The 21,428-nt window shown below is 70.2% G+C and carries 21 protein-coding genes; 15 read left to right on the top strand and 6 right to left on the bottom strand.

Features of this window, described 5'->3' with window-relative positions; genetic code table 11:
* Positions 1-21 precede the first annotated feature (21 nt).
* The 3 genes from ACZ56L_RS34025 (at position 22) to ACZ56L_RS34015 (ending at position 3,771) form a co-directional block, all read left to right on the top strand.
* Positions 22-399: a hypothetical protein gene (locus ACZ56L_RS34025; RefSeq protein ID WP_471068854.1), complete on the top strand. Its 378-nt coding sequence runs from the start codon at positions 22-24 to the stop codon at positions 397-399.
* Complete coding sequence (locus ACZ56L_RS34020; protein ID WP_471068851.1) at positions 396-3,395, top strand: tetratricopeptide repeat protein; 3,000 nt, start codon at positions 396-398, stop codon at positions 3,393-3,395. Before ACZ56L_RS34025 ends, ACZ56L_RS34020 begins: the two co-directional genes overlap by 4 nt.
* Positions 3,396-3,594: 199 nt before the next feature.
* Complete coding sequence (locus ACZ56L_RS34015) at positions 3,595-3,771, top strand: transposase (RefSeq protein WP_471068848.1); 177 nt, start codon at positions 3,595-3,597, stop codon at positions 3,769-3,771.
* A gap of 219 nt (positions 3,772-3,990) precedes the next feature.
* On the opposite strand, the gene ACZ56L_RS34010 is transcribed toward ACZ56L_RS34015, so the two are convergent.
* From ACZ56L_RS34010 to ACZ56L_RS33985, 6 genes are all read right to left on the bottom strand, one after another.
* A complete protein-coding gene (locus ACZ56L_RS34010; protein ID WP_471068845.1) occupies positions 3,991-4,824 on the bottom strand; it encodes a DciA family protein in 834 nt (277 codons plus the stop codon).
* A gap of 10 nt (positions 4,825-4,834) precedes the next feature.
* Positions 4,835-6,316, bottom strand: a complete 1,482-nt coding sequence (locus ACZ56L_RS34005; RefSeq protein WP_471068842.1) for a helix-turn-helix domain-containing protein — start codon at positions 6,314-6,316, stop codon at positions 4,835-4,837.
* A gap of 1,226 nt (positions 6,317-7,542) precedes the next feature.
* Entirely contained in the window at positions 7,543-7,833 is a 291-nt protein-coding gene (locus ACZ56L_RS34000; RefSeq protein WP_471068840.1) for a hypothetical protein, read from the bottom strand.
* Between the two features lie 34 nt (positions 7,834-7,867).
* Positions 7,868-8,203, bottom strand: coding sequence for a hypothetical protein (locus tag ACZ56L_RS33995; protein WP_471068837.1), 336 nt, complete (start codon positions 8,201-8,203; stop codon positions 7,868-7,870).
* Between the two features lie 79 nt (positions 8,204-8,282).
* Positions 8,283-8,840 (bottom strand): UTRA domain-containing protein, encoded by a 558-nt coding sequence (locus tag ACZ56L_RS33990; protein WP_471068834.1) that lies wholly within the window; start codon positions 8,838-8,840, stop codon positions 8,283-8,285.
* 54 nt (positions 8,841-8,894) lie between these two features.
* Complete coding sequence (locus tag ACZ56L_RS33985; RefSeq protein WP_471068831.1) at positions 8,895-9,704, bottom strand: GntR family transcriptional regulator; 810 nt, start codon at positions 9,702-9,704, stop codon at positions 8,895-8,897.
* Between the two features lie 512 nt (positions 9,705-10,216).
* Here ACZ56L_RS33985 and ACZ56L_RS33980 point away from each other — a divergent pair.
* The 12 genes from ACZ56L_RS33980 to ACZ56L_RS33925 all read left to right on the top strand — a co-directional run bounded on the left by ACZ56L_RS33980 (position 10,217) and on the right by ACZ56L_RS33925 (position 21,379).
* Complete coding sequence (locus ACZ56L_RS33980) at positions 10,217-11,077, top strand: hypothetical protein (protein WP_471068828.1); 861 nt, start codon at positions 10,217-10,219, stop codon at positions 11,075-11,077.
* Positions 11,078-11,163: 86 nt separating this feature from the next.
* Positions 11,164-11,367, top strand: coding sequence for a hypothetical protein (locus tag ACZ56L_RS33975; protein ID WP_471068825.1), 204 nt, complete (start codon positions 11,164-11,166; stop codon positions 11,365-11,367).
* Between the two features lie 123 nt (positions 11,368-11,490).
* Entirely contained in the window at positions 11,491-11,793 is a 303-nt protein-coding gene (locus ACZ56L_RS33970) for a hypothetical protein (RefSeq protein ID WP_471068822.1), read from the top strand.
* Between the two features lie 247 nt (positions 11,794-12,040).
* Complete coding sequence (locus ACZ56L_RS33965) at positions 12,041-12,301, top strand: WhiB family transcriptional regulator (RefSeq protein ID WP_471068819.1); 261 nt, start codon at positions 12,041-12,043, stop codon at positions 12,299-12,301.
* A gap of 229 nt (positions 12,302-12,530) precedes the next feature.
* Complete coding sequence (locus ACZ56L_RS33960) at positions 12,531-12,854, top strand: hypothetical protein (RefSeq protein WP_471068816.1); 324 nt, start codon at positions 12,531-12,533, stop codon at positions 12,852-12,854.
* 106 nt (positions 12,855-12,960) lie between these two features.
* Complete coding sequence (locus ACZ56L_RS33955) at positions 12,961-13,137, top strand: hypothetical protein (protein ID WP_471068813.1); 177 nt, start codon at positions 12,961-12,963, stop codon at positions 13,135-13,137.
* 156 nt (positions 13,138-13,293) lie between these two features.
* Positions 13,294-15,513, top strand: a complete 2,220-nt coding sequence (locus tag ACZ56L_RS33950) for a hypothetical protein (protein WP_471068810.1) — start codon at positions 13,294-13,296, stop codon at positions 15,511-15,513.
* Positions 15,514-15,765: 252 nt separating this feature from the next.
* Positions 15,766-16,323: a hypothetical protein gene (locus tag ACZ56L_RS33945; protein WP_471068807.1), complete on the top strand. Its 558-nt coding sequence runs from the start codon at positions 15,766-15,768 to the stop codon at positions 16,321-16,323.
* Positions 16,324-16,443: 120 nt separating this feature from the next.
* On the top strand, positions 16,444-18,333 hold the full coding sequence (locus ACZ56L_RS33940; RefSeq protein ID WP_471068804.1) for a hypothetical protein: 1,890 nt from the start codon (positions 16,444-16,446) through the stop codon (positions 18,331-18,333).
* Between the two features lie 14 nt (positions 18,334-18,347).
* Complete coding sequence (locus ACZ56L_RS33935) at positions 18,348-18,719, top strand: hypothetical protein (protein ID WP_471068801.1); 372 nt, start codon at positions 18,348-18,350, stop codon at positions 18,717-18,719.
* Between the two features lie 9 nt (positions 18,720-18,728).
* Positions 18,729-20,930, top strand: coding sequence for a type IV secretory system conjugative DNA transfer family protein (locus tag ACZ56L_RS33930; protein ID WP_471068798.1), 2,202 nt, complete (start codon positions 18,729-18,731; stop codon positions 20,928-20,930).
* 14 nt (positions 20,931-20,944) lie between these two features.
* Positions 20,945-21,379, top strand: a complete 435-nt coding sequence (locus ACZ56L_RS33925; RefSeq protein ID WP_471068795.1) for a DUF6197 family protein — start codon at positions 20,945-20,947, stop codon at positions 21,377-21,379.
* Positions 21,380-21,428: the final 49 nt, after the last annotated feature.

The following is a 21,428-nucleotide window of genomic DNA, read 5'->3' as shown; positions in this document are numbered from 1 at the left end:
TATTCGGGGTGACCATGGGGCATGACGAGTGGGCGTAAGGCGTGTCTGGTGGTCCTGGCGGTTGTGGGTGTCGCGGCGGCGGTGGGGTTGGTCGTGGTGCTCTTGTCCGCCGATCTCAACACAGCCGCCGCGGTGGGCAGCGTGGTGGGAGCGGTGGCGGGTGTCGCGGCGACCTGGGTGTCGGTGGCGGCGCTGCTGCGCGCCTCGTCGACATCGGCGTCGGTCCAGGCGGACAGCGGGTCGAACGCGGCGGGCCGCGACATGCGCAACCCCCAGGCGCGTGACACCGGGGCGGGTTCCGCGCCGCCTGTCACTCCGGGGCCGGGGGTGTCCGCATCGGGCGGGTCGAACGCGGCGGGCCGGGACATGAACGATCCGCGCGCACACCGCGGCCTGTGAGCACCTGGCACCGCCGCAAGCGGCCCATCGAAACCGACTTCCCCGCCCCGGCGTTGGGCGTCTCGGCGATCTCGGGGTCCAATGCCGCCGGGCGCGACCTCATCAACCCCGTAGCCGTCCACGCCGAGTACGCGCTGCCACCAGAGGCGTACGCGCCGATCCCCGACAACGCTGCGGCGTGCGGGGTGTCGAACATCGGGACTGGGCTGTTCGTCGGCCGCGCCGGCGAGCTGGAGGCGCTGGAGGCGGCGTTCGCCCGACCCGGTGAGGTCGTCGTGCGCGCGGTGCACGGGCTGGGGGGAGTGGGCAAGTCGGCGCTCGCCGCACACTGGGCTGCCCGGCGGTACGAGAAGGTGCGGTGGTGGGTGACCGCCGACACCGAAGCCGCGGTCCACACAGGGCTGGCCGCGCTGGCACGGGCCCTGCAGCCCGGGCTGGCCGGGCTGCCCGCCGAGATGCAGACGGCACGTGCGGTGGACTGGCTCGCCGGCCACGACGGATGGCTGCTCGTGCTGGACAACGTCGAGAACCCCGAAGACATCCGCCCGCTCCTGGACCGCATGCCGGGCGGCCGGGTCCTGGTCACCACCCGCCGTGCGACCGGCTGGCACCACCAGGCCGCCACAATTCGCCTCGGCGTGTTCGACCCCGCCGAAGCCCTCGACCTGTTCACCCGCATCTTCACCCACCAGGGCCCCCGCGACACAAGCGGTGCCGCAGCCGTGTGCGAGGAACTCGGGCATCTGGCCCTGGCCGTGGAACAGGCCGCCGCGTACTGCGCCGAGACCGGCACAAGCCCCCACGCCTACCTGGACATGCTGGCCCGCTGGCCCGCCACCATGTTCGCCGCCAACACCACCGGCGGAGACTCCGAACGCACCATCGCCCGGATCTGGCACCTCACCCTCAACCACCTGACCGACACCCCACTGGCCGGCGACCTCTTGCGCGTCCTGGCCTGGTACGCCCCCGACAACATCCCCCGCAGCCTGCTCCGCGGCATCGCCGAGCCACCCCTGCTGGCCGCAGCGATCGGCCGCCTCGTCGCCTACAGCATGATCACCGACAACCACGACGGCACCCTGACCATCCACCGCCTCGTCCAAGCCCTCGCCCGCACCCCCGACCCCAAAGACCCCCACCGCCAACCGGAAGCCATCGACCAAGCCCGCGACCAGGCCACCGCACTCCTCGCGGACACCTTCCCCACCGACAGCGACCAACCCGAGACATGGCCCCAGTACCAGGCCCTCCTCCCCCACATCGACGCCCTCACCCGCCACCACACCACCGACCACGACACCACCGACACCGCCCACGCCCTCAACTGTGCGGCCGCCTACCGGATCGGGCAAGGCGCACTCGCTCCCGCCATCCATGCCTTCCAACGCGCCCTCACCACCCACGAGCGGGTGCTGGGCGTTGACCACCCCCACACGCTGACCTCGCGCAATAACCTCGCGAGTGCGTACCAGGCAGCAGGGGACCTGGGGAAGGCAATCCCGCTGCACAGGCGGACCCTGGCAGAACGGGAGCGGGTCCTGGGCGGTGACCACCCCGACACGCTGGGATCGCGCAATAACCTCGCGTACGCGTACCGGGCAGCGGGGAACCTGGGGAAGGCAATCCCGCTGTACGAAGGCACCCTGAGGGAACGGGAACGAGTGCTGGGCGGTGACCACCCCGACACGCTGGGCTCGCGTAACAACCTCGCGGGTGCGTACCGGGCAGCGGGGGACCTGGGGAAGGCAATCCCGCTGTACGAAGGCACCCTGAGGGAACGGGAACGAGTGCTGGGCGGTGACCACCCCGACACGCTGGGCTCGCGTAACAACCTCGCGTACGCGTACCGGGCAGCGGGGGACCTGGGGAAGGCAATCCCGCTGTACGAACGGACCCTGGCCAACTCCGAGCGGGTCCTGGGCGGTGACCACCCCAACACGCTGCGTTCGCGCAACAACCTCGCGAGGGCGTACCAGGAAGCGGGGGACCTGGGGAAGGCAATCCCGCTGTACGAACGGACCCTGGCCAACTCCGAGCGGGTCCTAGGCGGTGACCACCCCGATACACTGACTGCACGCAATAACCTCGCGGGTGCGTACCAGGAAGCGGGGGACCTGGGGAAGGCAATCCCGCTGCACGAACGGACCCTGGCCAACTCCGAGCGGGTCCTAGGCGGTGACCACCCTCACACGCTGACCTCGCGCAGCAATCTCGCGGGTGCGTACCAGGAAGCGGGGGACCTGGGGAAGGCGATCCCGCTGCACAAGCGGACCCTGGCGGAGCGGGAACGGGTCCTGGGCGGTGACCACCCTGACACGCTGACCTCGCGCAACAACCTCGCGAGTGCGTACGAGTCGGCGGGGGACCTGGGGAAGGCGATCCCGCTGTACGAGCGGACCCTGGCGGAGCGGGAGCGGGTGCTGGGCGGTGATCACCCTGACACGCTGACCTCGCGCAACAACCTCGCGAGTGCGTACGAGTCGGCGGGGGACCTGGGGAAGGCGATCCCGCTGTACGAGCGGACCCTGGCGGAGCGGGAGCGGGTGCTGGGCGGTGATCACCCCGACACGCTAGCCTCGCGCAACAACCTCGCGTACGCATACCGGGGGGCAGCGGGGGACCTGGGGAAGGCAATCTCGCTGTACGAGCGGACCCTGGCGGACTGCGAGCGGGTCCTGGGCAGAGACCACCCCAACACGCTGACCGCACGCAACAACCTCGCGAGCGCGTACCAGGTAGCGGGGAACCTGGGGAGAGCGATCCCGCTGTACGAACGGACCCTGGCGGAGCGGCAGCGGGTGCTGGGCGGCGACCACCCCGGCACGCTGACCTCGCGCAACAACCTCGCGTACGCGTACGGGTCGGCGGGGGATCTGGGGAGGGCGATCCCCCTGTATGAGCGTGCGGTGGCGGACTGCGAGCGGGTGCTGAGCCCGAGCCATCCAATGATCGCGGTGGTGCGGGAGAACCTGCGACGGGCACGCTCCACATAGCGGTTGTGGTGGCCGCCATTGGCTGAGTGCCGCAGTATCTCCGGGCTGCGGACCGTCCTCGTTCCGGCCTCGCGGTCCCAGTGCTCTGTTCTGGCGAACCAGAACACGTCGGTTCCCCTTGCGATACCGACCCGGAACGGTCCCGAGGGTGGCGGGGCAGCTAGAGCGTCTCTTTGGTGGGTTGATCAGTTGAGCGGATGTGCCTGTCCGGTTAGTGACCACCGATGCGATGTGGGACCGGATCGAGGCGTTGATGCCGGCCGATCCGGTCCGTGGACGACGGTGGGCCGACCACCGCCGAACCCTGGAAGCCATCGCGTGGAAGTACTCCGGCGGTTGCGCCTCCCCCCTTTCGCACCCCCGTCGCGTCGTATGAGACACAGCCAAGTGTCTGGAGGCCATCGAGCTTGATCGAAAATTGCGCCCTGCTGGGCAGTACGTCCTGCACGGGGATATCCGGGGCCATGCTCGGGTGCATCACTTCTAGAGATGGGTGCAGATCTTGTGGCTCGGTGTCCACGCCCCCGGCTTCTGCGGAGGTCCACCGGCGGCAGCCGAGGCACTTCGCCCACCATGTATGGCACCAGCGCGTGCATCACGCGGTCCGCTCCAATGGCTGCGGTGCGGCCACCGGGCGGCCAGCCTTCTCGGTCCGGGCCCGGCGCAGCGCGGCCTCCTCGACGGCAGCGGCCTGGCGGCGCCGCTGGAGACGCGCCTCTGCGATCGGAGTCGGCGCCTCTGCCTGCGCGGCGAAGACGCGGGCACTGAGCTCGCGCATCGCCTTCGTCTGCCGCTGCACGGCCGCCGCGACCTCTGGATCAACCCGCCTTCCTGCCCGGGTGCCCTGGGCAGCGGCGAGCGCCTCCTGGTAACCGGCGCACCCCATCTCCCGGGTCCGGACCTTACCGCTGGGCTCCGGGGTGGCCTGGCGGCGGTTCGGAGCAGGCGGGGGTGGGGCGTTGGGGTCCAGGATGACGATGCTGCGCACGGCTGCGGTGCCGGTGACCTGGCGGGCTGCGGCGAGGATGCGGGTGGTGAGGTAGCGCAGCTGGGTGCGGTAGGCCATGGTCTCGGGCCAGAGGGCCAGGACCCCGGTGGTGGGGTCGAACCCGCTGGCCTGCACCCGGTCGGCGAGGGTGGGGGCGACCAGGGCGGCGATGTCGGGCCACTGGTCGAGGACGCTCGCCCCCAGGGTGGCCAGCTCCCAGACCCGGTCGGCGATCAACTCCTTCGTGACGGCGCCGAATGCGGCCGGCTCGCGGCGGTCGCCCCGGACAGTCCGGGCCGGACGGGAACGGGGTGTGCGGGCTTCGCTGGGGGTGTTGCCCCGGGCCCGGGCGGCGGCGTGGGCGGACTGGAGGGCGAGGCGGGCCAGGTCGGCACCGGACGCGCTCTCGGGCGTGGTCAGGCTGGTGGGTGTGGTCGTCATGTCGGGCCTCCTACCGGCCGGTGCGGAGCGTGGTCAGGGTGCTGGTGGCGAGGGCCGCCAGCTGCATGGCCTGGCGGACCAGGTCCGAGCCGTAGAGCTCCTCCGTCAGGTCGCGGCCCAGGGAGTGAAGGGCGTTGACGACCGTGGAGGGGTCGCCCTCCAGGAGCTCCTGCTGCACGAGGGCACGCCCCGCGGCCTTCTCTGCCTCCAGCTCCAGGTCCTCCACCGCGCTGTCCTGGGCGGCCTCGGGAACGACCGCAGGGGACGGCCGGAACGCGGCCCGGAAAGCCTCGGCGACGTGCTGACGCACGCTGGCAGTGGCGGGGGCCTGCCAGTCGCCGTCGAACTGCTCCCGCTGGCGGCGGACGTGCTGGATGCGGTGGCGGCGCATGGCCTCCTGGGTGCTGTGCCAGTGCTCGACCAGGGCCGCGCGCTTGGCCGGGGTGTCGATGCTGGTGTGTGCACCGGCCAGCAGGGTTGCGAGCAGCCCCGAGCCCCGCCGTACGTGGCCGTTGCCGATGCCGCCGCGGAAATCGATCCAGGCCCGGACCTCGGTGACCGACCATCCGGCATCGGCCACGTGCTGGCTGACCCAGGCGATACGGCGGACATGGCAGCCGCGCAGCCAGTCGATCTCAGCAATCAGCTGACCTGCGAAGCGCATGCGGTTGGCGACCAGGTTGCGCTTTTTGGGCCCACCGGCCCGGCGCTTCTTCCTCCTCGGGGTGGGGGAATCGTTCTGCCCGCTTGCGAGCTTGCTGTCAGGGGGGAAGAAGGTAGTTCCCGCAGAAGAAGCACTGCGGGAACTACCCCCCATTGGGGTGCAACGGGCCTCATCCGAAACAGCCGTCACAGCACCCTTCGCCGAGGCCTTCGAGGACGACTTCGCACGCCGCTTGCGGACCTTGCGGACCTTGCGGGCCGCCTTCTTCGACAGCTGCGCCATCAGCTCCCGGCCGGCCTCCGCGATCCCGGTCATCCGCCGCCCGGTGCCCTCACCGGCCGTACGGACACCCAGCGTCACGTCGAACTCCACCGGCACCATCCGCGCGAACTCCGATGCCTGCGCGGCCGCTCCGCGGACCCGGGTGCCCCGCACGACGTACGCGAGCAGCCCGGCCTCCCGCAGCATCCCCAGGTGGTACTCCACCGACCGCTCCGACAGCCCGGTGCGGCGTACCAGGTACGCGATGCCCGGACGGCACGGGAACAGCTCCGCGAGCTCCTGGGCGACGCGCACCGTCGTCGGCCCGAACGAGCGCGGCCCGTGCGACCGGTAGCGGCGCGGCTCGTACAGCCCGGACCTGGCCACCCAGTGGACTGCCTGCATCCACGAGTAGCCGTCCAGCGCGATCCGGCCCGTCGACGTCGATAGCCACTGGGACGCCTCCGGCACGAACAGCGTCGCGGGCAGCACGCCGACCGCGACGTCGTCGGCCGGCGGACGCGGAGCAGGAATCAGCACGGCGGCTGGTGCCGCCACGGCGCTCATCGGCCCACCGTCCCGGACGGGGTGATGAAGATCGCCTGTGTCGCCATCAGGCTGGTGTACACGCCAAAGCGAACACCCCCCTCAGCAGGCAAAACGCGCGCTTCGTGATCCATCCGCCGAGCCTGCACGAGGCGACCTGTGGACAGAGGCCAGCAAGCTCCGATTGCCCCCAGTCCTCCCGCAAGGCGGGCAACAATCTTGGAACCCATCCCGCCACACGGAACGGAGTCCCGGAGCACCATGACGGCCAGCTTCACGAAGAGGGCGGAGGACACCCGCTCGGTGAAGGGGTACCGGGCCGGGGCATCTGTGGCACTCCACCCAGAAGAACCTTCGTGATTAATGCCGTGAACAGGGAAAACAGGGTGTGCGAATTCCGTCACGCGGGACGCGCGGGTGGCTCGAACCGGCCTGAATCGGGCACCGTCAAGCTGACAAGGGTCGGGTCGATCATGCACTATGGCGAGGACACCTACTTCCATATGCGAGTCGGACCACCCGCGCAGCGGGACGGGCCGGCGAGTGGAGGCGGGAGTCCGCCCCCTCCGTGAGGAGCGGGCAGACACCGAATGGCAGGGGGGAGATCCGTTCCTTTGTCTGTTTGGTGGTGGATCGCAGAACCCCCGTGGTGGGGGCCCCGCGATCCGACGCGCAGCTGGCGCTGCTGCGGCTGTGGTGGCCGTGGTTAGTGGCCGGGTGTAGCGATTGCTGAATAACTGGCTCGATGAGCCGAAGCTCAGAACCGGCCTTGGAACCGGGACTGAGCGGCCGACCTGGGTGGTTAATCCGGTCGGAGCGAAGGGCCGCGCGGGGCCGGAGCGGGTGGTTAATCCGCTTAATGGCGCGCGCGGCCGGTGGCGATTACGTCACCCCGACCCCCTCGATACCGTAGGTGGAGTCGGCATGCCCGGAAGCGCACCCGATGGTTTGATCGCGATGGTGAAACGACGTAGTGGCGCGTGGAGTTCCACACGCGCGGGTAGCTTTCATCCCGCGAACGCCTCCTCTCCAGGTGGATCGCCCAACGAGGCTTTGCCCCGTTCGAGAGCCCCCAGTGGACCAGGCCTGGTACCTGGGGTTCTCGCCGTTATGGATCACTGCTGGGCACAGCCTAACTGCACGACCGGACATACTTGCGGGGCGAATTCGTGCAGAGTCCGAGAGGCCCGGAATGCTGCGACCGCGACGCGGGACGTAATCAGAAAGTTGCCCGTCACACGGGAAGTTCATTGACTACCTCGCAGTTCGCGAAGGTGCGCAACGAAGCGATAGAGGTCATATTTCGCAGGGTCGACCACGAAATGATTTTCGATGTTCTCGGGATACGGCTGGAGCTCAAGGATCCGGCGTCCCTCGTCGAACGCGACTTCAGTTTGCGACTGGTCGCCCAGCCACGTCCATGCCTTGACCTTCTGCGCATACAACTGCGCAGCGACGCTCTCGGTCGGCACCATGGCGATGCTGGCCTCCGCGGCCACGATGACGCCGCGGTAGTCGCCCCGGGCCAGATCCTTCACGGCTCCTCCTTCACGGTGGCTGCGGGCTTCTGGGTCAGTTAGTCGTGTCGCCGCTGGCAGCGCGATGGGCCTGGAGCACGTATGCGTACGCCGCTCCCAGATGGCCGTACGCCGTTGAGGAGTCTGCGGAAGTCGCGACGGTCGCCGACTCGGCGGCCCTGTGCAGCTGCTGGGCTACGGCAGAGGGCATGGTTGGCGTGCTCGCGAACTCGCCCAGGCTTCGAGCGATCTCGGAGAGGGGAGCGTCCTCGAGCACGCCGGTCGGACCGTTCGGGCCCGAGAGCGCGGGGATCCACCCGTTGGCCATGGTGAGGGAGCTGCGGATCTCATCCACGAGTTCGGTGGCAGCGAGCCGCTTCTCAGTGTTCATGGGGGGATCGGTCTCCAAGGACTCGCGGGGGCTTATGGGGTGGGCGCCCCGGCGTGGCCGGGGCGCCCTGAATACTTCGTCAGGCGAGTGGAGCGGCGTAGCGCAGCTTCCAGCCCTTGCCCAGGACGTGCTGGGTCACCTCGACAACGCGTCCGTTGGCGGTGCCGATGTGGTTGATAGTCAGCACGTCCGAGCCCTCGGACAGCCCCAGGCGCTCGGATTCCTCCGGAGTGGCGGTCCGAAGCTCGATGTCCTCGACGGCGGTGTCGCCCTGGTCGAAGCCGGCCTCCCTCATTCGGCTGATGATGCCGCCGACACCGGTGTCCACCTGCTCGATGCTGGCGGCCTCGGCGACGTCGACGGGGATGTACGTAGTGGCGAGCTGGATGACGCGCTCACCGTCGAACATCTCTCGGGCTCGCACGACGACGTCGCCGTCGACGCCCAGGAGCTGAGCGACATCCGTCGGCGCAGCGGCGCGGCTGACGGTGACCTCGGTGCGCGGGGTGCGGCCGGACCGGCGCAGTTCGGCGTCGAACGCACCGTGCGCACCGTTCTCTTCGCGCTGGTCGGTGGTGTACCGAGTGCGCGCGTCCCGCAGGATCACGCCGCTGTCGTCGATTCGGTTGCTAGCCATGTGCTGAATGCTCCTTGCTGGTGTCTTGTCGGACGATTGGGTGTCTCTTGCTGGTCAGCCGGTTCCCGGCGTATCTATGGCCCACTCGTAGGACAGGCGCCATTTGGCGCGAGGCAGTACGTGCAGGCAGATCTCCACGACCCGGCCCTCGGCAGTCAGTCCCATGTGGGTGATCTCCATAACGGCCTGCTCGGGGGCGATGCCGAGAGCTTTTGCCTCTTCCCGGGTGGGGGAACGTACTTCGATCTCCTCCCGGAGGCGCACCTGCGCGAATCCAGCCTCGGCCATGCGGCTCTTGCTGCCGCCTGTGCCGGTCTTAACGGCGGCGAGCGCCGGACAGGCCTCGACGACATCCGGGGGGAACCAGGACGTCGCCACCTGGACGACCTCCAGCGCTTCACCGTTGGCGGGCAGAAACACGGACATGATTCGCTCGCGTTTCAAGGCCTTCGCCCGGTGATGCATCTCGTAGATGCTGGTGACCTTCTTGGGCGGCACGTCCTTGGCGATGGTGACGGCGTTCTTGAAGTCGAATCCCTTCGCCCGCATCTCGGCCTCGAAAGCGCCGACAGCGCCGCCGGCCTCGCGAAAGCCGGGTTGGTACCGACTGGTTCGATCCGACACGATCTTGTCGATCACAAGCGAGACGTAGGTTCCCTTGCCGCGGCGAGAGAAGACCAGGCCCTCATCTTCGAGCAGACTGTAGACGTCGCGGGCAGTTTGATAGGCGATGCCGTGTTCCTGCTGGAGCTGAGGCACGCCAGGCAGGCGCGACCCAGGCGCGAGTGCGCCCCGCTCGATCTTCTCCCGGATCTCGGATGCGATCCGTTCGACCTTCCCGGGCTCCTTCTGCTTGGTGGCCACTGCTCCCCCTCCCATGCGCATCGTGAGGCCAGCGGATCTCGCTGTCCGGTGCGGACAGCATCGCATGTCTAGTTGTTTCTCGAAAGCAGGGACTCTCAGACACTCCGATCTTCTTTAACCTTACCTAGAAACTTGCAGGTCAGGGCATGTGTAGAAAACAGGTTAGCTAGACATGTTGACCGGGGAGCGATAGCAGGGTTCTAATCGAAGTGCTCAGCAAGCGGTGAGTAGCCGAATGCGGGGCGTAGCCAGTGGTGTGCTCATGCGTTTTGGGGCCCTGCTGGACGTACCACTGCACCATCGCGGTTCCTGCGGCTCGCCTCTTCGGAGGTGGGTAGTCGGAGGCGGTAGCACGATCAAACCCCCCGGCTGGCAGGACTGTGTGTACGACCTCAGCGCTGATGCGCTGTCTATCCGCCGGGATTCAGGGCCTGTTGGCTCGTGGACCTGGTGGGTGGAGAGAGCATCCGCCCCGCGAACACCCCTCCCTCCCCTCCTGCCGAGGAGTCGCCATGCCTGAGCTCGCCATGCCCAGGGCCGCCAAGCGCCGCGGCCGCACCCGTACCTCCCGCCTCAGCCCCCTCGACCCGATCGCCCTTTCGACCCTGTCGCCTGGGCACATCGACATGCGGACCGTGGACACCACGCAGACCCGCCGCATCTCGCTGGTGTGCCCCGACTGCGACACCTGGGTGGCCGTGACCCACCACCGCGGCACCTACCTGGTCAAGTTAGTCCCGCACCACACGGGCCGGGCCGGCGTCGCCGACGCGATCCGCTGCCGCTCCAGCAACCGCCTCGTCGACGTGGACATCACCGGCTACGCCTGGCGCCGCCAGTACAGGGACTGGGCGCGCGAGGAACACCTGGCGGTCGACCTCACCCGCCACCGCCGCGCCACCGTCCAGACCCTCAAGGTCGCCCGGCCCCAGGAGCGCCCCGCCGACCGGCGAGCCCAGTGGGAGCGTGCGGTGCCCGCCGCCCGCCGGGCCGACGCCGCCCGTACGGTTCCCGCCGGCGCGATCCCTACCACGCGCGGCCGGGCCGTCGACGGACCCGCCGGCGCTCCGCTGGCCATGGTCCCGCAGACCGCTGGTGACCGGCGCTCCGTCCGCGCCCTGGCCACCGGCATTCTCCGCGCCCTGGCCGATGCCGACCAGGACCGGTGCGCGAGCGACGTCCTCGCGGAGCACCTCACCCGCGCCGCCTACACGCACCTGGCCACGGTCTGGGGCCGCCCCCTGATCCAGGCAGACCAGCCCGCACACACCGCGCTGGTGGCTGCGGTCAGGGCCGCGCTGCCCGCCCCGGCCCCGGGTGAGACCGCCGCTGCGTACGCCACCCGCTGCCGCAGGACCGCACTCGCCGTCTGACCAACCGGCCTGCTCGTACCGATCAACTCCGGAACGCGGTGCACTGCGCGCCTTGCGTTTCTGATTGCCGCAGAGGAGCACACATCATGTTCAACCTCTTCATCGACGACCGGATGGTCCTGGCCGTGGACGACGCCTACGAGGCGTCGGCACTGGTCAACAACCTGCTCGACGCGGGCCACGCGGTGTGCTCGGACCTGTGGTCGGCGTACGACGAGACGGCGATGCTGACGCCCGCCCTGTACGCGGCGTGCGGCGGTGACCTGCTGTCCCTGGCGCAGAGGTACTGACACCACCAACGCCCACGGCCCTGACCGACCCGAGGAGTTACCGGGTCGGCCAGGGCCGTGGCCGTTCGTAGAGATCAGCCACTCCCCCGAAACCGTGTACGGCCCCATCAGAGAGGCTCCACGATGACCACTCCCGCCCTGTCCCCCCTGCGCACCGTGCGATCCACCGTGGCCGACGAGATCGGGCCCCGATTCCCCGGCGCGATCTATCAGAACACCGACGGACGGTTCGAGGTCCTGGTGCTCATCACCCGGCCCTCCGAGGCCGCGCAGCTCCTGCGCCGCGATGCCGCCCGGTGGGCGGTCATCGTGCGCGACACCCTGCGCCCCGATGGCCAGCCGTTCGCGGTCGGCTCGGTGTGGACGATGTCGGACCACCTGGTGCGCGCCGCCCCCGCCACGGCCGCGTACGCCCCCGCTGCCTGACAGCAACAGTTCCAGCCTCGTAGGAACGACCACGGCCCGTCGCCTCCCGGCTGAACCCGGGAGGCGGCGGGCCGTGGCTGCTCGTACGAACAGCCTGAACAGCACGACAGCCCCGGCGACTTGAGACCCCCGGGGCTGTCCAGGACCTACGTGGAGGACCTATGCAGCCCAGCATCGCACAGCACGACACCGACTCCGACACGGACATGGACGAGGCCCTGCGCCGCGTCCGCGAGGGGCGGTAGTCATGGACCGGCGCCATAACGCGGTCTGCCGCGAAGAAGACCCGGAACTGTTCTTCCCGATCGGCAACACCGGCCCCGCCCTGCTCCAGATCGAGGAGGCCAAGGCGGTCTGCCGCCGCTGCCCGGTCATGGAGCAGTGCCTCCGGTGGGCGCTGGAGTCCGGCCAGGACTCGGGTGTCTGGGGCGGCCTGTCTGAGGACGAGCGCCGGCGGATGAAGTGGCGTGCCGCCCGCAACCGGGCCAGGCAGGCGGTGTCGGCATGACGGACGCCGACCAGAAGCGCCTAGAAGACGAACTCCGGCGTATCAATCAGCAGTCGGAGGCCGACCGTCGTGCCCGGGACTGAGCGTCCCGTCCCCCAGGACGCAGACCCAACCTCACTCCCGCATTGAACTGTTCGGTCAGGTCGGCCGCCCGCACCACGGGCGGCCGACCTTTCGCATCCCCGGATCCGGGCATCGACCCGGTTTGACGTCCATCTCAGGAGGCGCCATGCGCACCATCCGCCGCGACGGCTGGACCGCCGCCGACTACGACTCCGAGCAGGTCCTGCACGAGCTCGGGCACCGCGACGCTGCCACCCGGGTCAGTCGGGCCCGCCGCCGGCGCCCGGTCCGCCGGGTCTGGCACTCGCTGCGTACCCGGCTGCACCGTCGGGCCCCGGAGACGGCCCCGTACATCGACTGGGACGCCGCCCGGGCGGCCGCCGACGCCGTCAACCGCGGCGACGTCGACGCGGCCGACCGCATCGTCCAGGCCACCGGCAACCCGCGCGGCACGGCTTTCGCGGCGTTCCGCTTCATCGGCGTTGAGTGACCTCTTCCGCCTGGCGGTTGCCTCCTCCGCCCGTCCCCGCCGCGCGCCGGGACGGACGGGGCCGAGGGGAGCCGGACAGTCCGGCCCGTGTCCAAGGGAGATCGTCATGCGCGGAGTCCGCGTCACGCTCACCACCGACATCGAGGCGCTCGGCACCCGGCACCAGGCCGGAGACCAGGGAGTCGTCGAAGAGGTGCACGCCGGAGACCACCTCACGGTCCGTATGGACGACGGCCGCCGCAACTTCCCCACCCGTGACGAGGTCACCACCGACCCGCAGTGACGGACTGCCAGTTGCTTGATCCGCCCGCACCGGCTGCCTCTGACTTCGGCGGCCGGGACGGGCGCTGAAGCGGAGCTGCCCGTCCAGCGTGACTGACCGAACTACCTGAATCGCCGCCCCCACCCAGGGACGGCACACGACCCGGAAGGAGGCGGCGTGGCCGCCACACGAACCGCCCGCAAGAGGAGTCCCGCCCGCAAGAAGTCGGCGGCAACCCGTCTGGCCCCGCAGCCCACCGCCTCCCCCACCCCTGACGTCTTCCCGGCTCCGGCCGCGACGACGAACACGGAGGCGGGGGTGGAGGTCGTCGACCTCGAGGCGTCGGCCCGTGTCGCGGACGTCCGTGACCGAGCCGCCGACGTCATCGACACCGCGCGCGAGCAGGCCGCCGCCCTCCAGGCGGAAGCCGAGAGCGAGGCGGCGCGCACCATCGCCGAGACGCATGAGCAGGTCACCGTGCTGATGACGGAGGCGCAGACCCGTGCCGCGGGTATCACCGCCGATGCTGACCAGGAGGCCACCGCTCAGCGCGAGGCCGCCCAGGCCGGCCTGGAAGCGGCGCGCGGCGAGGCCGACCGGCTCCTGGCCCAGGCCCGCGAGTATGCCAACACCCTGGTGAGCGAGGCCCGTGCGCAGGTCACGGACCTCACCGAGCTGGCCGCCACCGACCGTGCGGCCACGGCCACGGCCGTTGCCGAGCTGCGCCGCCTGGCGGAGGCTGACCTCGCCGAGATCAGCACGCTGGTCGACCAGCGCCGTACCGAGGCCGGACAGATTCTGGCCCGTGCCCAGGAGCAGGCCGACGACCTGGTGGCCGCGGCGCAGCGTGAGGTCGACAAGGCCCGCGAGCGGTTCGCCCAGCTCGCGGCGACGGCGGCGGAACAGTACGACGGGCGCCGCGCGGAGGCGGAGATGTTGTACGCGGACGCGGTCAGGGCCGCCGACGACCGGCGCCGCGAGGCCGACCAGGCCGTTGCCGCTGCGCACCGTGAGGCGGAGGATGCCCGCACCGCCCTGCGGGAGGAACTGCGCCAGCTCGGCGAGGAATTCGACCGGGCTGCGGCCTCCAAGCGGGCCGTCCTCGACAAGGAACTCGCCGACCTCAAGACGGCGTGCGACAAGCAGCGCGAGCGGCTGCGGGAGGAGGCCAAGACCGTCGCGGTACAGCTGCGTGAGGCCGCCCAGAAGGAAGCGAGCCGCATCACCACCGAGGCGGAGCGCAAGGCGAAGGCCGTCACCGAGCGGGCGAAGGCCGATGAGGCGCGTGCGCGTCGGCTGCTGGAGGAGGCCCGGGAGGCGAAGAAGTCCGCGTCCCGCTGGAACGGCTGGCAGCAGAACATCAGTCGCAAGGCGTGGAAGACCGCCCCGTGGATCGCGCTCGCCGCCGGCGTCGGGCTCGCCGCCTCGGGCGAGTACGAGCTGGCCCGCATGGTCGGCATCAACCAGTACGTCGCCCCGCTGCTGCCGGTCTCCATCGACGTCTACTGCGTCACCGCGTTCCGGGCCAAGAAGGACATCCCCTACGCGCTGCTGCTGATGGCGTCGGCGAACGTCACCTACCACCTGGCCGAGCAGGCCCACCTCGTCCAGGACGGCCAGTCGGCTCCCTGGCAGCTGACCACGTTCGTCGTGCTGATCTTTGTAGCGGTCATCTGGCGCGTCCACACGCTCATGCACGACGACAGTACGGACGCCCACGGCAGCAAGGCCGCGGCGGTCAGCCGTACCGGTACGGACAGCGGAAACGGAATGGTCGCCCGTACAGGTACGCACCGGCGTACCGAGGGAACGGACACCGCGTCGTCCAGCCGTACAGAGGGCGTAAGCCACGACCTGTACGCCGCGCACAACGCGGTTCGCACCGACGGCGCGGGCGCTGGATGGGACGGTACGGACCCTGTACGCCCCGCCTCGCACCAGCCGCGCCACAGCGGGACCGAAGGGGCGGTGACCAGGGCGTACAGCGACCGTACAGGCGGCGTACACACCACCCCCGACGGGGCGGCGCGTACAGGTACAGCGGCCGCCGGGCGTACCGGTACGGCCAGTGCGGCCGTCCAGGAACGCACCGGCACCGTCAGCGTCCGTACACAGCCCGGCGGAGAGGGTGTTCCGGGAACCCGTACAGGGACGGACGCCTCGTCCTCTTCCGTAACCGGAATGGGCAGTACGGCGGGCACGGAACGTCCCGGGACACCTGTACGGACGGACGAGGAACTCCTGCCGCTCGTACAGAACCTCCCCCGCGGCAAGGACGGCTTCGTAACCCTGTACCAGGTCCGCAACCAGCTCTCCGTGAACAACAACCGCGCGGTGCGCCTGCTCTCCAAGGCCGGCCTGCTGCACCCCGAGGACGCGGACAAGCACCTCGCCTGACACACCTGTCCGGCACACACCAAGGGCGGCCAGCCCGACTCCACTTCGGGCTGGCCGCCCTTGGTGTGTGCCGGAAGCAGTCGTTTCCCCAGTACACCAGGTCCTCCTCCGTTGAGCAGACCAGGCCCGGTACGGGACAGATTCCCCCTTCTCTTCGCCCGCCCGGCAGGTCTGTGCCGGGCGGGCACAGCCCTTTCCTGCCCCGCCCCAAGACGGGGTGAATGTGCAGGTGGAACGTCCAGGAGGACACTTATGCGCCATGACCGTGAACGCGAATACATCCAGGAGCGGTTCACCGACCTGACGACCGGTGCCCAGTGGGAGGAGCCCGCTGCCGCCCCGTACGGGCCGCCTGCCAAGGCCCCGGTCAGCGGGCAGGCCAAGCTGCTGCTGGGGGTGGCCGGACTGGCCATCGTCGGGGCCAGCGCGGTGGGCATCACCGCGTTCAACGCTTCGTCCGGGCAGGCCGAGGCGCGGGCCCAAGAGCTGCAGTTGAAGGCCCAGCAGCTCGAGGTGGAGCGGGCCAAAATCAACGCTCCGGACGCAAAAGCGGAAGCCCGCCGGGTGGCCGCTTTCCAGGCGTGCATCGAGAAGGCCGGCTTCAACAAGGACGTCTGCGCGCAGGCCTTCCCGGCTCCCGGCGGTACCGACATCGGGGGCCCGCGCGGTGCGGCGAATGCTGCTTCCGCTTCCGGTACGGGGCAGGGCAGTTCGATCGGTGTCAGCGGCAGCCTCATCATCGGCGTGGTCACGATCGGAGGCGTCGTTTTCTTCGTCCGCAGGGCCAACAAGGGCGGTAACCCCGCGTAGTTTCCTTCCCTCCTTCCTTCCCGGCCCAAAAGGCCCCTTCCCTGCCTCTGGGCAGCCGAAAGCAGGCTGCCCAGAGGCAGGGAAGGAGGGAAGGAAGTCACCGAACGTGAGGATTTTGACGTGACAGCACCCTCCGAACCGCCTCCCATGCCCGCCCAGCCCCCTGCTGCCAACCCGCCGGAGCCCGCACCGGATCCGGCCCCCAAGTCCCCCTCCGCGCCCGTCCCGGCTCCCCCGGAAAGCGGCGGAATTCTCGCTCCGGTTACCCTCGCGCGCCCCACCCGGGACGCCTCCGGCGGGTCCGCCGCCTACGCCGCGCAGGACGGTTCGACGGCCGTGGACAGCAAGCCCGGGGCGGCGGGAAAGAACACCGCTCATCCGGGCATGTGGAAGGGGATTGCGGCCTACCTCGCGAACCGCCCGCAGCGGAAGATGACGGTGCAGCACACCATCAGCGAGCTCCGCGGCTCCTCCACCGACCGCAAGATCAACCACGGGCTGACGGAGAAGCGCGGGTCCACCTCCGAGAGCAAGTCCCAGCGCACCGCCACCACCGCGCACGCCAGCAAGAGCGACAAGTCCGACAAGAACTCGCGGGACGCGAAGACGTCGGCAGCCAGCACCAAGGCCGACAAGAACTCCCGGGACGCCAAGACGGCGGACACCCGCGCTTCGGCGAAGAAGGACAGCCGCGACGCGAAGACGTCCGACACCCGAGCCTCGGCCAACAAGAACACCCGCGACGCCAAGGCGGCGTCGGACCGCAAGGACCACCACACCCGCCAGCAGACGGACAAGACATCGACCGACACGCAGGACCGCACGGCCCGTGAGGACAAGAACAGCCGGGGAGCGGACAAGGCCGGGCGGCAGCCGCCGGAGAGCAAGCCCGCCTCCGCCCCTCCCACGCCCAAGACACCTGCCCCAGGGGCGGCCGCAGCACCCGGCCCGGCCAAGACGGGGGACGACCTCAAACCCGACCCGAAATCGCAGTCGCAGTCGAAGCCGGAGCCGGGCCCGAAGTCGAAGCCGGACCCGGGGCCGGGCAGCGGGCCGGGAGCTGCGCCGGGGCCCGAGCCGGCCGGGAAGAAGGACAAGGACACGGTCCGAAAAGGGCCGTACACCGCACGGCCCGCCCGTGAGGGGGGTTTCCACGCCGGGGCACAGGAAGCCGCAGTCGAAGCGGACAAGGCAGCGTGGCGGGACGGCTACGAGGACGGCCAGAAGGCCATCCGGGACAAGGCCGCCCGCGACAAGGCGCAGATGGACGCCGCCCGGGACCGCGTTCAGGGCGCGCCGCCCGTACCGGCCAAGCCGCCTGCTTCGCCTGCTGAGGCACCGGCGAAGCCCGTCGCACCGCCGCCCAAGCCCGCTGCCCCGCCCAAGCCCGCCACCCCGCCCAAGTCCGCCGGCCCGCCTGCCGCGGCGGGCAGCCAGCAGGACATCCCCGCCAGCCATGCACGTCCGCAAGGAGCCCCGTCTGTGCCCCCGAAGCCCACCGCCCCCGCGGCCAAACCGGCCGACGCCCCGCAACCCTCCGCACCCGCGCCCGCGATGGGAGCTACGCCCCTGGGGGCGGAGATGGCTTTCGGCGGTGTTGTTCGGCTGTCCAACGGCCGGGCGATGCCGACCGGTGAGGTCCGCACTCTGCGCCACCTCACGCGGTTCCTGCAGGGCAAGGAGCTGGAAACGCATGAGATCGCCGACGGATGCAAGGAGGCCGAGGCGAAATCCACGCAACGCGTCATGGAGATCCAGAAGCTGATCGAGTCGTGCAGGAACCCGAAGATCAAGGGCGGCGCCAAGCTGGTCGCCTCCCTGCAAAAGCTGCACGAGGCGATCACCGTGCAGGCGAAGGAAGTCACCCAGCTGCACGGCAACGCCGTACGCGGCATCGAGGCCCTGCGGACGCTGAACCAGAACGCCGAGATCCGGCACGGCGGTGTCTACAAAGCCGTGATCGACAGCGATGAGACCAGCCCGGCCGAACGCGCCTTCTACCAGCGATAGACAGGAGTCATCCCATGGCAGAGACCACCTACCGGCAACTGCGCGCCGAGGTCCAGGCGCTGGCCCGTCTGGTCGCGCTGGACGGTGAGGCGGTCCGGCAGATCGGGCAGCGCGCCGACCAGAACGCCCAGGCGGTGGCCACCGTCGCCGACCGCCTCGCGAACGTCGAAGTGGACACCCTGACCACCGGCGAGGCCAAGGACGTCTCCCGGATCATGCGCGGCCTGTCCAAGGTGTCCATCACCGTCGCCGCCGCCTGCGACACCGTCGTCGGCGCCGCCCGCGCGGCCGACGCCCAGGCCCGCAGGACGCACGAAGGCATCGACGAGCAGGTCGGCGCGATGAACGTCCCCATGGCCCAAGCCGTCTTCTACACACAGGAGTAACCGACCGTCATGTCCGAGATCACCGTGACCCGCCGCCCCCACGCCGCCGACCAGGTCCCCGCGCTCGTCTCGGTGATCGCCCCTCCCCTCCTCGGGGCGCTCACCCCGCTCCTGGAGCCCGGGCTGGCAGCCCTCACCGCGGCCGCCACGGTGGCCGGCAGCGGGGCCTTCGCCACCCACTACGTGGGCAAGGTCCCCGACCGCGTCCTGAACGCCACAGGGCTGCGCGACGTCCTGGGTGCCCAGCGCTCCACCCTGCTGGGCTCCAGCCTCCTCACCTCGATGGCGACCGTGCCGGGGGCGTTCCTGGGGCCCGCCTACACGGACGCTCTGATGGCCGGGGTCCTGGACCCCGTATCGGTGTCGGGGCTCGTGTCCGCCGCCTGGTGGTCGGCGTGGGCCACGCTCACCTACAAGCTCCGCCCCGCCCTGGCCGCCCGCCGGGTCAAGATTCCGGCCCCGGCCCCCGGTGCGCCGGCGGGGCCGGGGCCGGGCGGTCTGTACAAGGTCTGGGCGGACCACATCTCCTCGGAGGGCGGCGCGCACCCCGGCCAGCACCTGGTCGGTGTGCGGGACTCCGGCGACATGTGGGAAGGCATCATCGAGGCCCCGCAGGGCAAGTCGGTGAACGTGGCCGCCGAATCCGTCGGCTCCGCCTACCGGGTCCCCGCCGCCTGCGTTTCCTTCGCTCCCGGTCACCACCCCGGCGAGCAGTACGTCACGGTGCTCCGCACCCCGCCGGCGGAACTGGACCCGAACACCATGGAAGGGCTGTGGGCCCGGCTGGTACGGCCCAAGGTCATGCCCGGCACCCACCTCGAGGACGCCCAGATCGACCCGGCCACCGGGGGGTGGGTCGCATGGGTCGTCGCCGACGACGACGTCCCCGCCGTCCCGGTCCCCGACCGCAAGCAGCTGGTGGGCGCCCTGCACTCCGCCATGACGCTGGTCGACTACCAGCCCCACCCCTCCAACCCCCGCAAGGGCAAGATCCGGATCATGGAGAAGAACCCCCTGGAGGACGGGGTCCCCTTCCCCGGCCCGCAGGTCCTGGAGCCCTCCACAGGCGGCTACATCGCCGTCGGGCGTGGCGTCTCGGGCCGCGTCGCCCGTCTCCAGCTCTTCGACCCGGTCCTCGGCGCGCAGCACGTGTTCATCGCCGGCGTCACCGGCTCCGGCAAGGGCGGCGTCGTCCAGATCGTCGCCCTCGCCGCGCACCTCGCCGGGATGGCGATCATCAACGGCGACCCGAAGGGGTCCTCCAACCCCGACGTGGAGGCGATGGCGGCCTACTCCGCGACCGGCGACGACACCATCAAGTCGCTGCGCGTCGCCTACGCACTGCTCCAGCACCGCATCGCGGACTCCGCCCGGCTGGGCCGCAAGAACTTCAAGGCCACATCGGACTGCCCGCGGGTCATGGTCGTCGTCGACGAGACCCACATGGTCACCGACCCTTCCACCGAGCACGTCAAGGAAGCCGTCTTCATCCTCGACAAGATCGCAGCCCTGGGCCGCAACCTCGGCATAACGCTGCTGATCGTGAATCAGGCCGTCAACGCCGACAAGCTCGGCGGGTCCACCGCCATGCGGATGAACGTGATCCAGGGCGGCGCGCTCGTCATGCTCCGCACCGACAGCGCCCAGTCCAACCTGGTCACCGTCGACGGTTTCGAAGGCATCGACCCCGGGGCGATCCCCGCCGCCTGGTCCGCCGAGGACGAGCACCTCGTCTGGTCCGACGACATCCCGATCAACGACCCCAAGCGCACCTACGGACTCGGCTACGTCGGCTCCCCCGGCGAACCCGTCCAGATGATGCGCACCTGGATCCTGGAGTCCGCAGCCCCGCACATCCGCCACGACCGCATCATCTGGCCCAAGGACTGGCCCGGCTGGGACGACCGGCACGACATCGCCGAGATCCCGGTCAACGGCGACGACGACACCACCCCGATCACCTCTTCGGGCGGAAGCAGCGGCCAGTTCGCACCCCCGCTCACTCTGGCGTTCAAAGCTCCGGCCGAGCCCACCGCGGACGCCGCCGTCCTCACCGTCCTCGATGACGCGGTGGGCCTGGAGGTCCCCAAGGACGACATCCGCGCCCTGACGGGCCTCAACGAGAAGACGCTCTCCAACACGCTGACCGCCCTCGTCAAGAACGAGACGATCGAGCGCGTCAAGCCCGGCGTCTACCGCAAGAACCACTAGAAGGGACACCAGCCATGCGCGGACACCTCCCCCAACCCGCCTCCCGCCCGGCGCCCCCGGCCGTCCCCCTGGCCAGGGGCACGGCCGGGCCTGACGCCCGCGCCGTGCAGGCCCTCATCAGCCAGATCGAAGAGGTGTACGCGGCCAGTCCCACCGGCTACCGGGACCCCAGCGTCCGCCACACCCTGCGCACCGCACGCGAGCTGATCATCCGCCACGGCTGGACCCGCGGCACCCTCTGCGACCACCGCGGCCTGTGCCTCCTGGGATCCGTCCAGGCCGCCGCCCTCGCCTACGACCCCCACGTGTGGGCACATGAAGTCAAAGCCGCCGAGGCCCAGCTCATGGCCGCCCTCGGTACCCGGGATCCGCACGAACTCTCCCGCTTCAACAACCGCCAGCAGCACCCCGGCCCGGTGCTCGACCTCCTGCTCCGCGCCGCCCACTGACCAGCTCAAGATCCTGAAAGCCACTGTTCCGCAGACCAGTTGTGCGGTT

The sequence above is a fragment of the Streptomyces sp. NPDC039736 genome (assembly GCF_055596485.1).
Note: the sequence above shows the minus strand (reverse complement) of the source record. Positions and strands in the feature narration are given on the sequence as shown.

Coding starts and splice junctions, on each gene's coding strand:
- ACZ56L_RS33965 (WP_471068819.1), top strand. CDS start 12,041: ATGGACCGGCGCCATAACGCGGTCTGCCGCGAAGAAGACCCGGAACTG.
- ACZ56L_RS34010 (WP_471068845.1), bottom strand. CDS start 4,824: ATGACGACCACACCCACCAGCCTGACCACGCCCGAGAGCGCGTCCGGT.
- ACZ56L_RS33945 (WP_471068807.1), top strand. CDS start 15,766: ATGCGCCATGACCGTGAACGCGAATACATCCAGGAGCGGTTCACCGAC.
- ACZ56L_RS33930 (WP_471068798.1), top strand. CDS start 18,729: ATGTCCGAGATCACCGTGACCCGCCGCCCCCACGCCGCCGACCAGGTC.
- ACZ56L_RS33955 (WP_471068813.1), top strand. CDS start 12,961: ATGCGCGGAGTCCGCGTCACGCTCACCACCGACATCGAGGCGCTCGGC.
- ACZ56L_RS33975 (WP_471068825.1), top strand. CDS start 11,164: ATGTTCAACCTCTTCATCGACGACCGGATGGTCCTGGCCGTGGACGAC.
- ACZ56L_RS33990 (WP_471068834.1), bottom strand. CDS start 8,840: ATGGCTAGCAACCGAATCGACGACAGCGGCGTGATCCTGCGGGACGCG.
- ACZ56L_RS33995 (WP_471068837.1), bottom strand. CDS start 8,203: ATGAACACTGAGAAGCGGCTCGCTGCCACCGAACTCGTGGATGAGATC.
- ACZ56L_RS33935 (WP_471068801.1), top strand. CDS start 18,348: ATGGCAGAGACCACCTACCGGCAACTGCGCGCCGAGGTCCAGGCGCTG.
- ACZ56L_RS33925 (WP_471068795.1), top strand. CDS start 20,945: ATGCGCGGACACCTCCCCCAACCCGCCTCCCGCCCGGCGCCCCCGGCC.
- ACZ56L_RS33970 (WP_471068822.1), top strand. CDS start 11,491: ATGACCACTCCCGCCCTGTCCCCCCTGCGCACCGTGCGATCCACCGTG.
- ACZ56L_RS33960 (WP_471068816.1), top strand. CDS start 12,531: ATGCGCACCATCCGCCGCGACGGCTGGACCGCCGCCGACTACGACTCC.
- ACZ56L_RS34005 (WP_471068842.1), bottom strand. CDS start 6,316: ATGAGCGCCGTGGCGGCACCAGCCGCCGTGCTGATTCCTGCTCCGCGT.
- ACZ56L_RS33980 (WP_471068828.1), top strand. CDS start 10,217: ATGCCTGAGCTCGCCATGCCCAGGGCCGCCAAGCGCCGCGGCCGCACC.
- ACZ56L_RS34025 (WP_471068854.1), top strand. CDS start 22: ATGACGAGTGGGCGTAAGGCGTGTCTGGTGGTCCTGGCGGTTGTGGGT.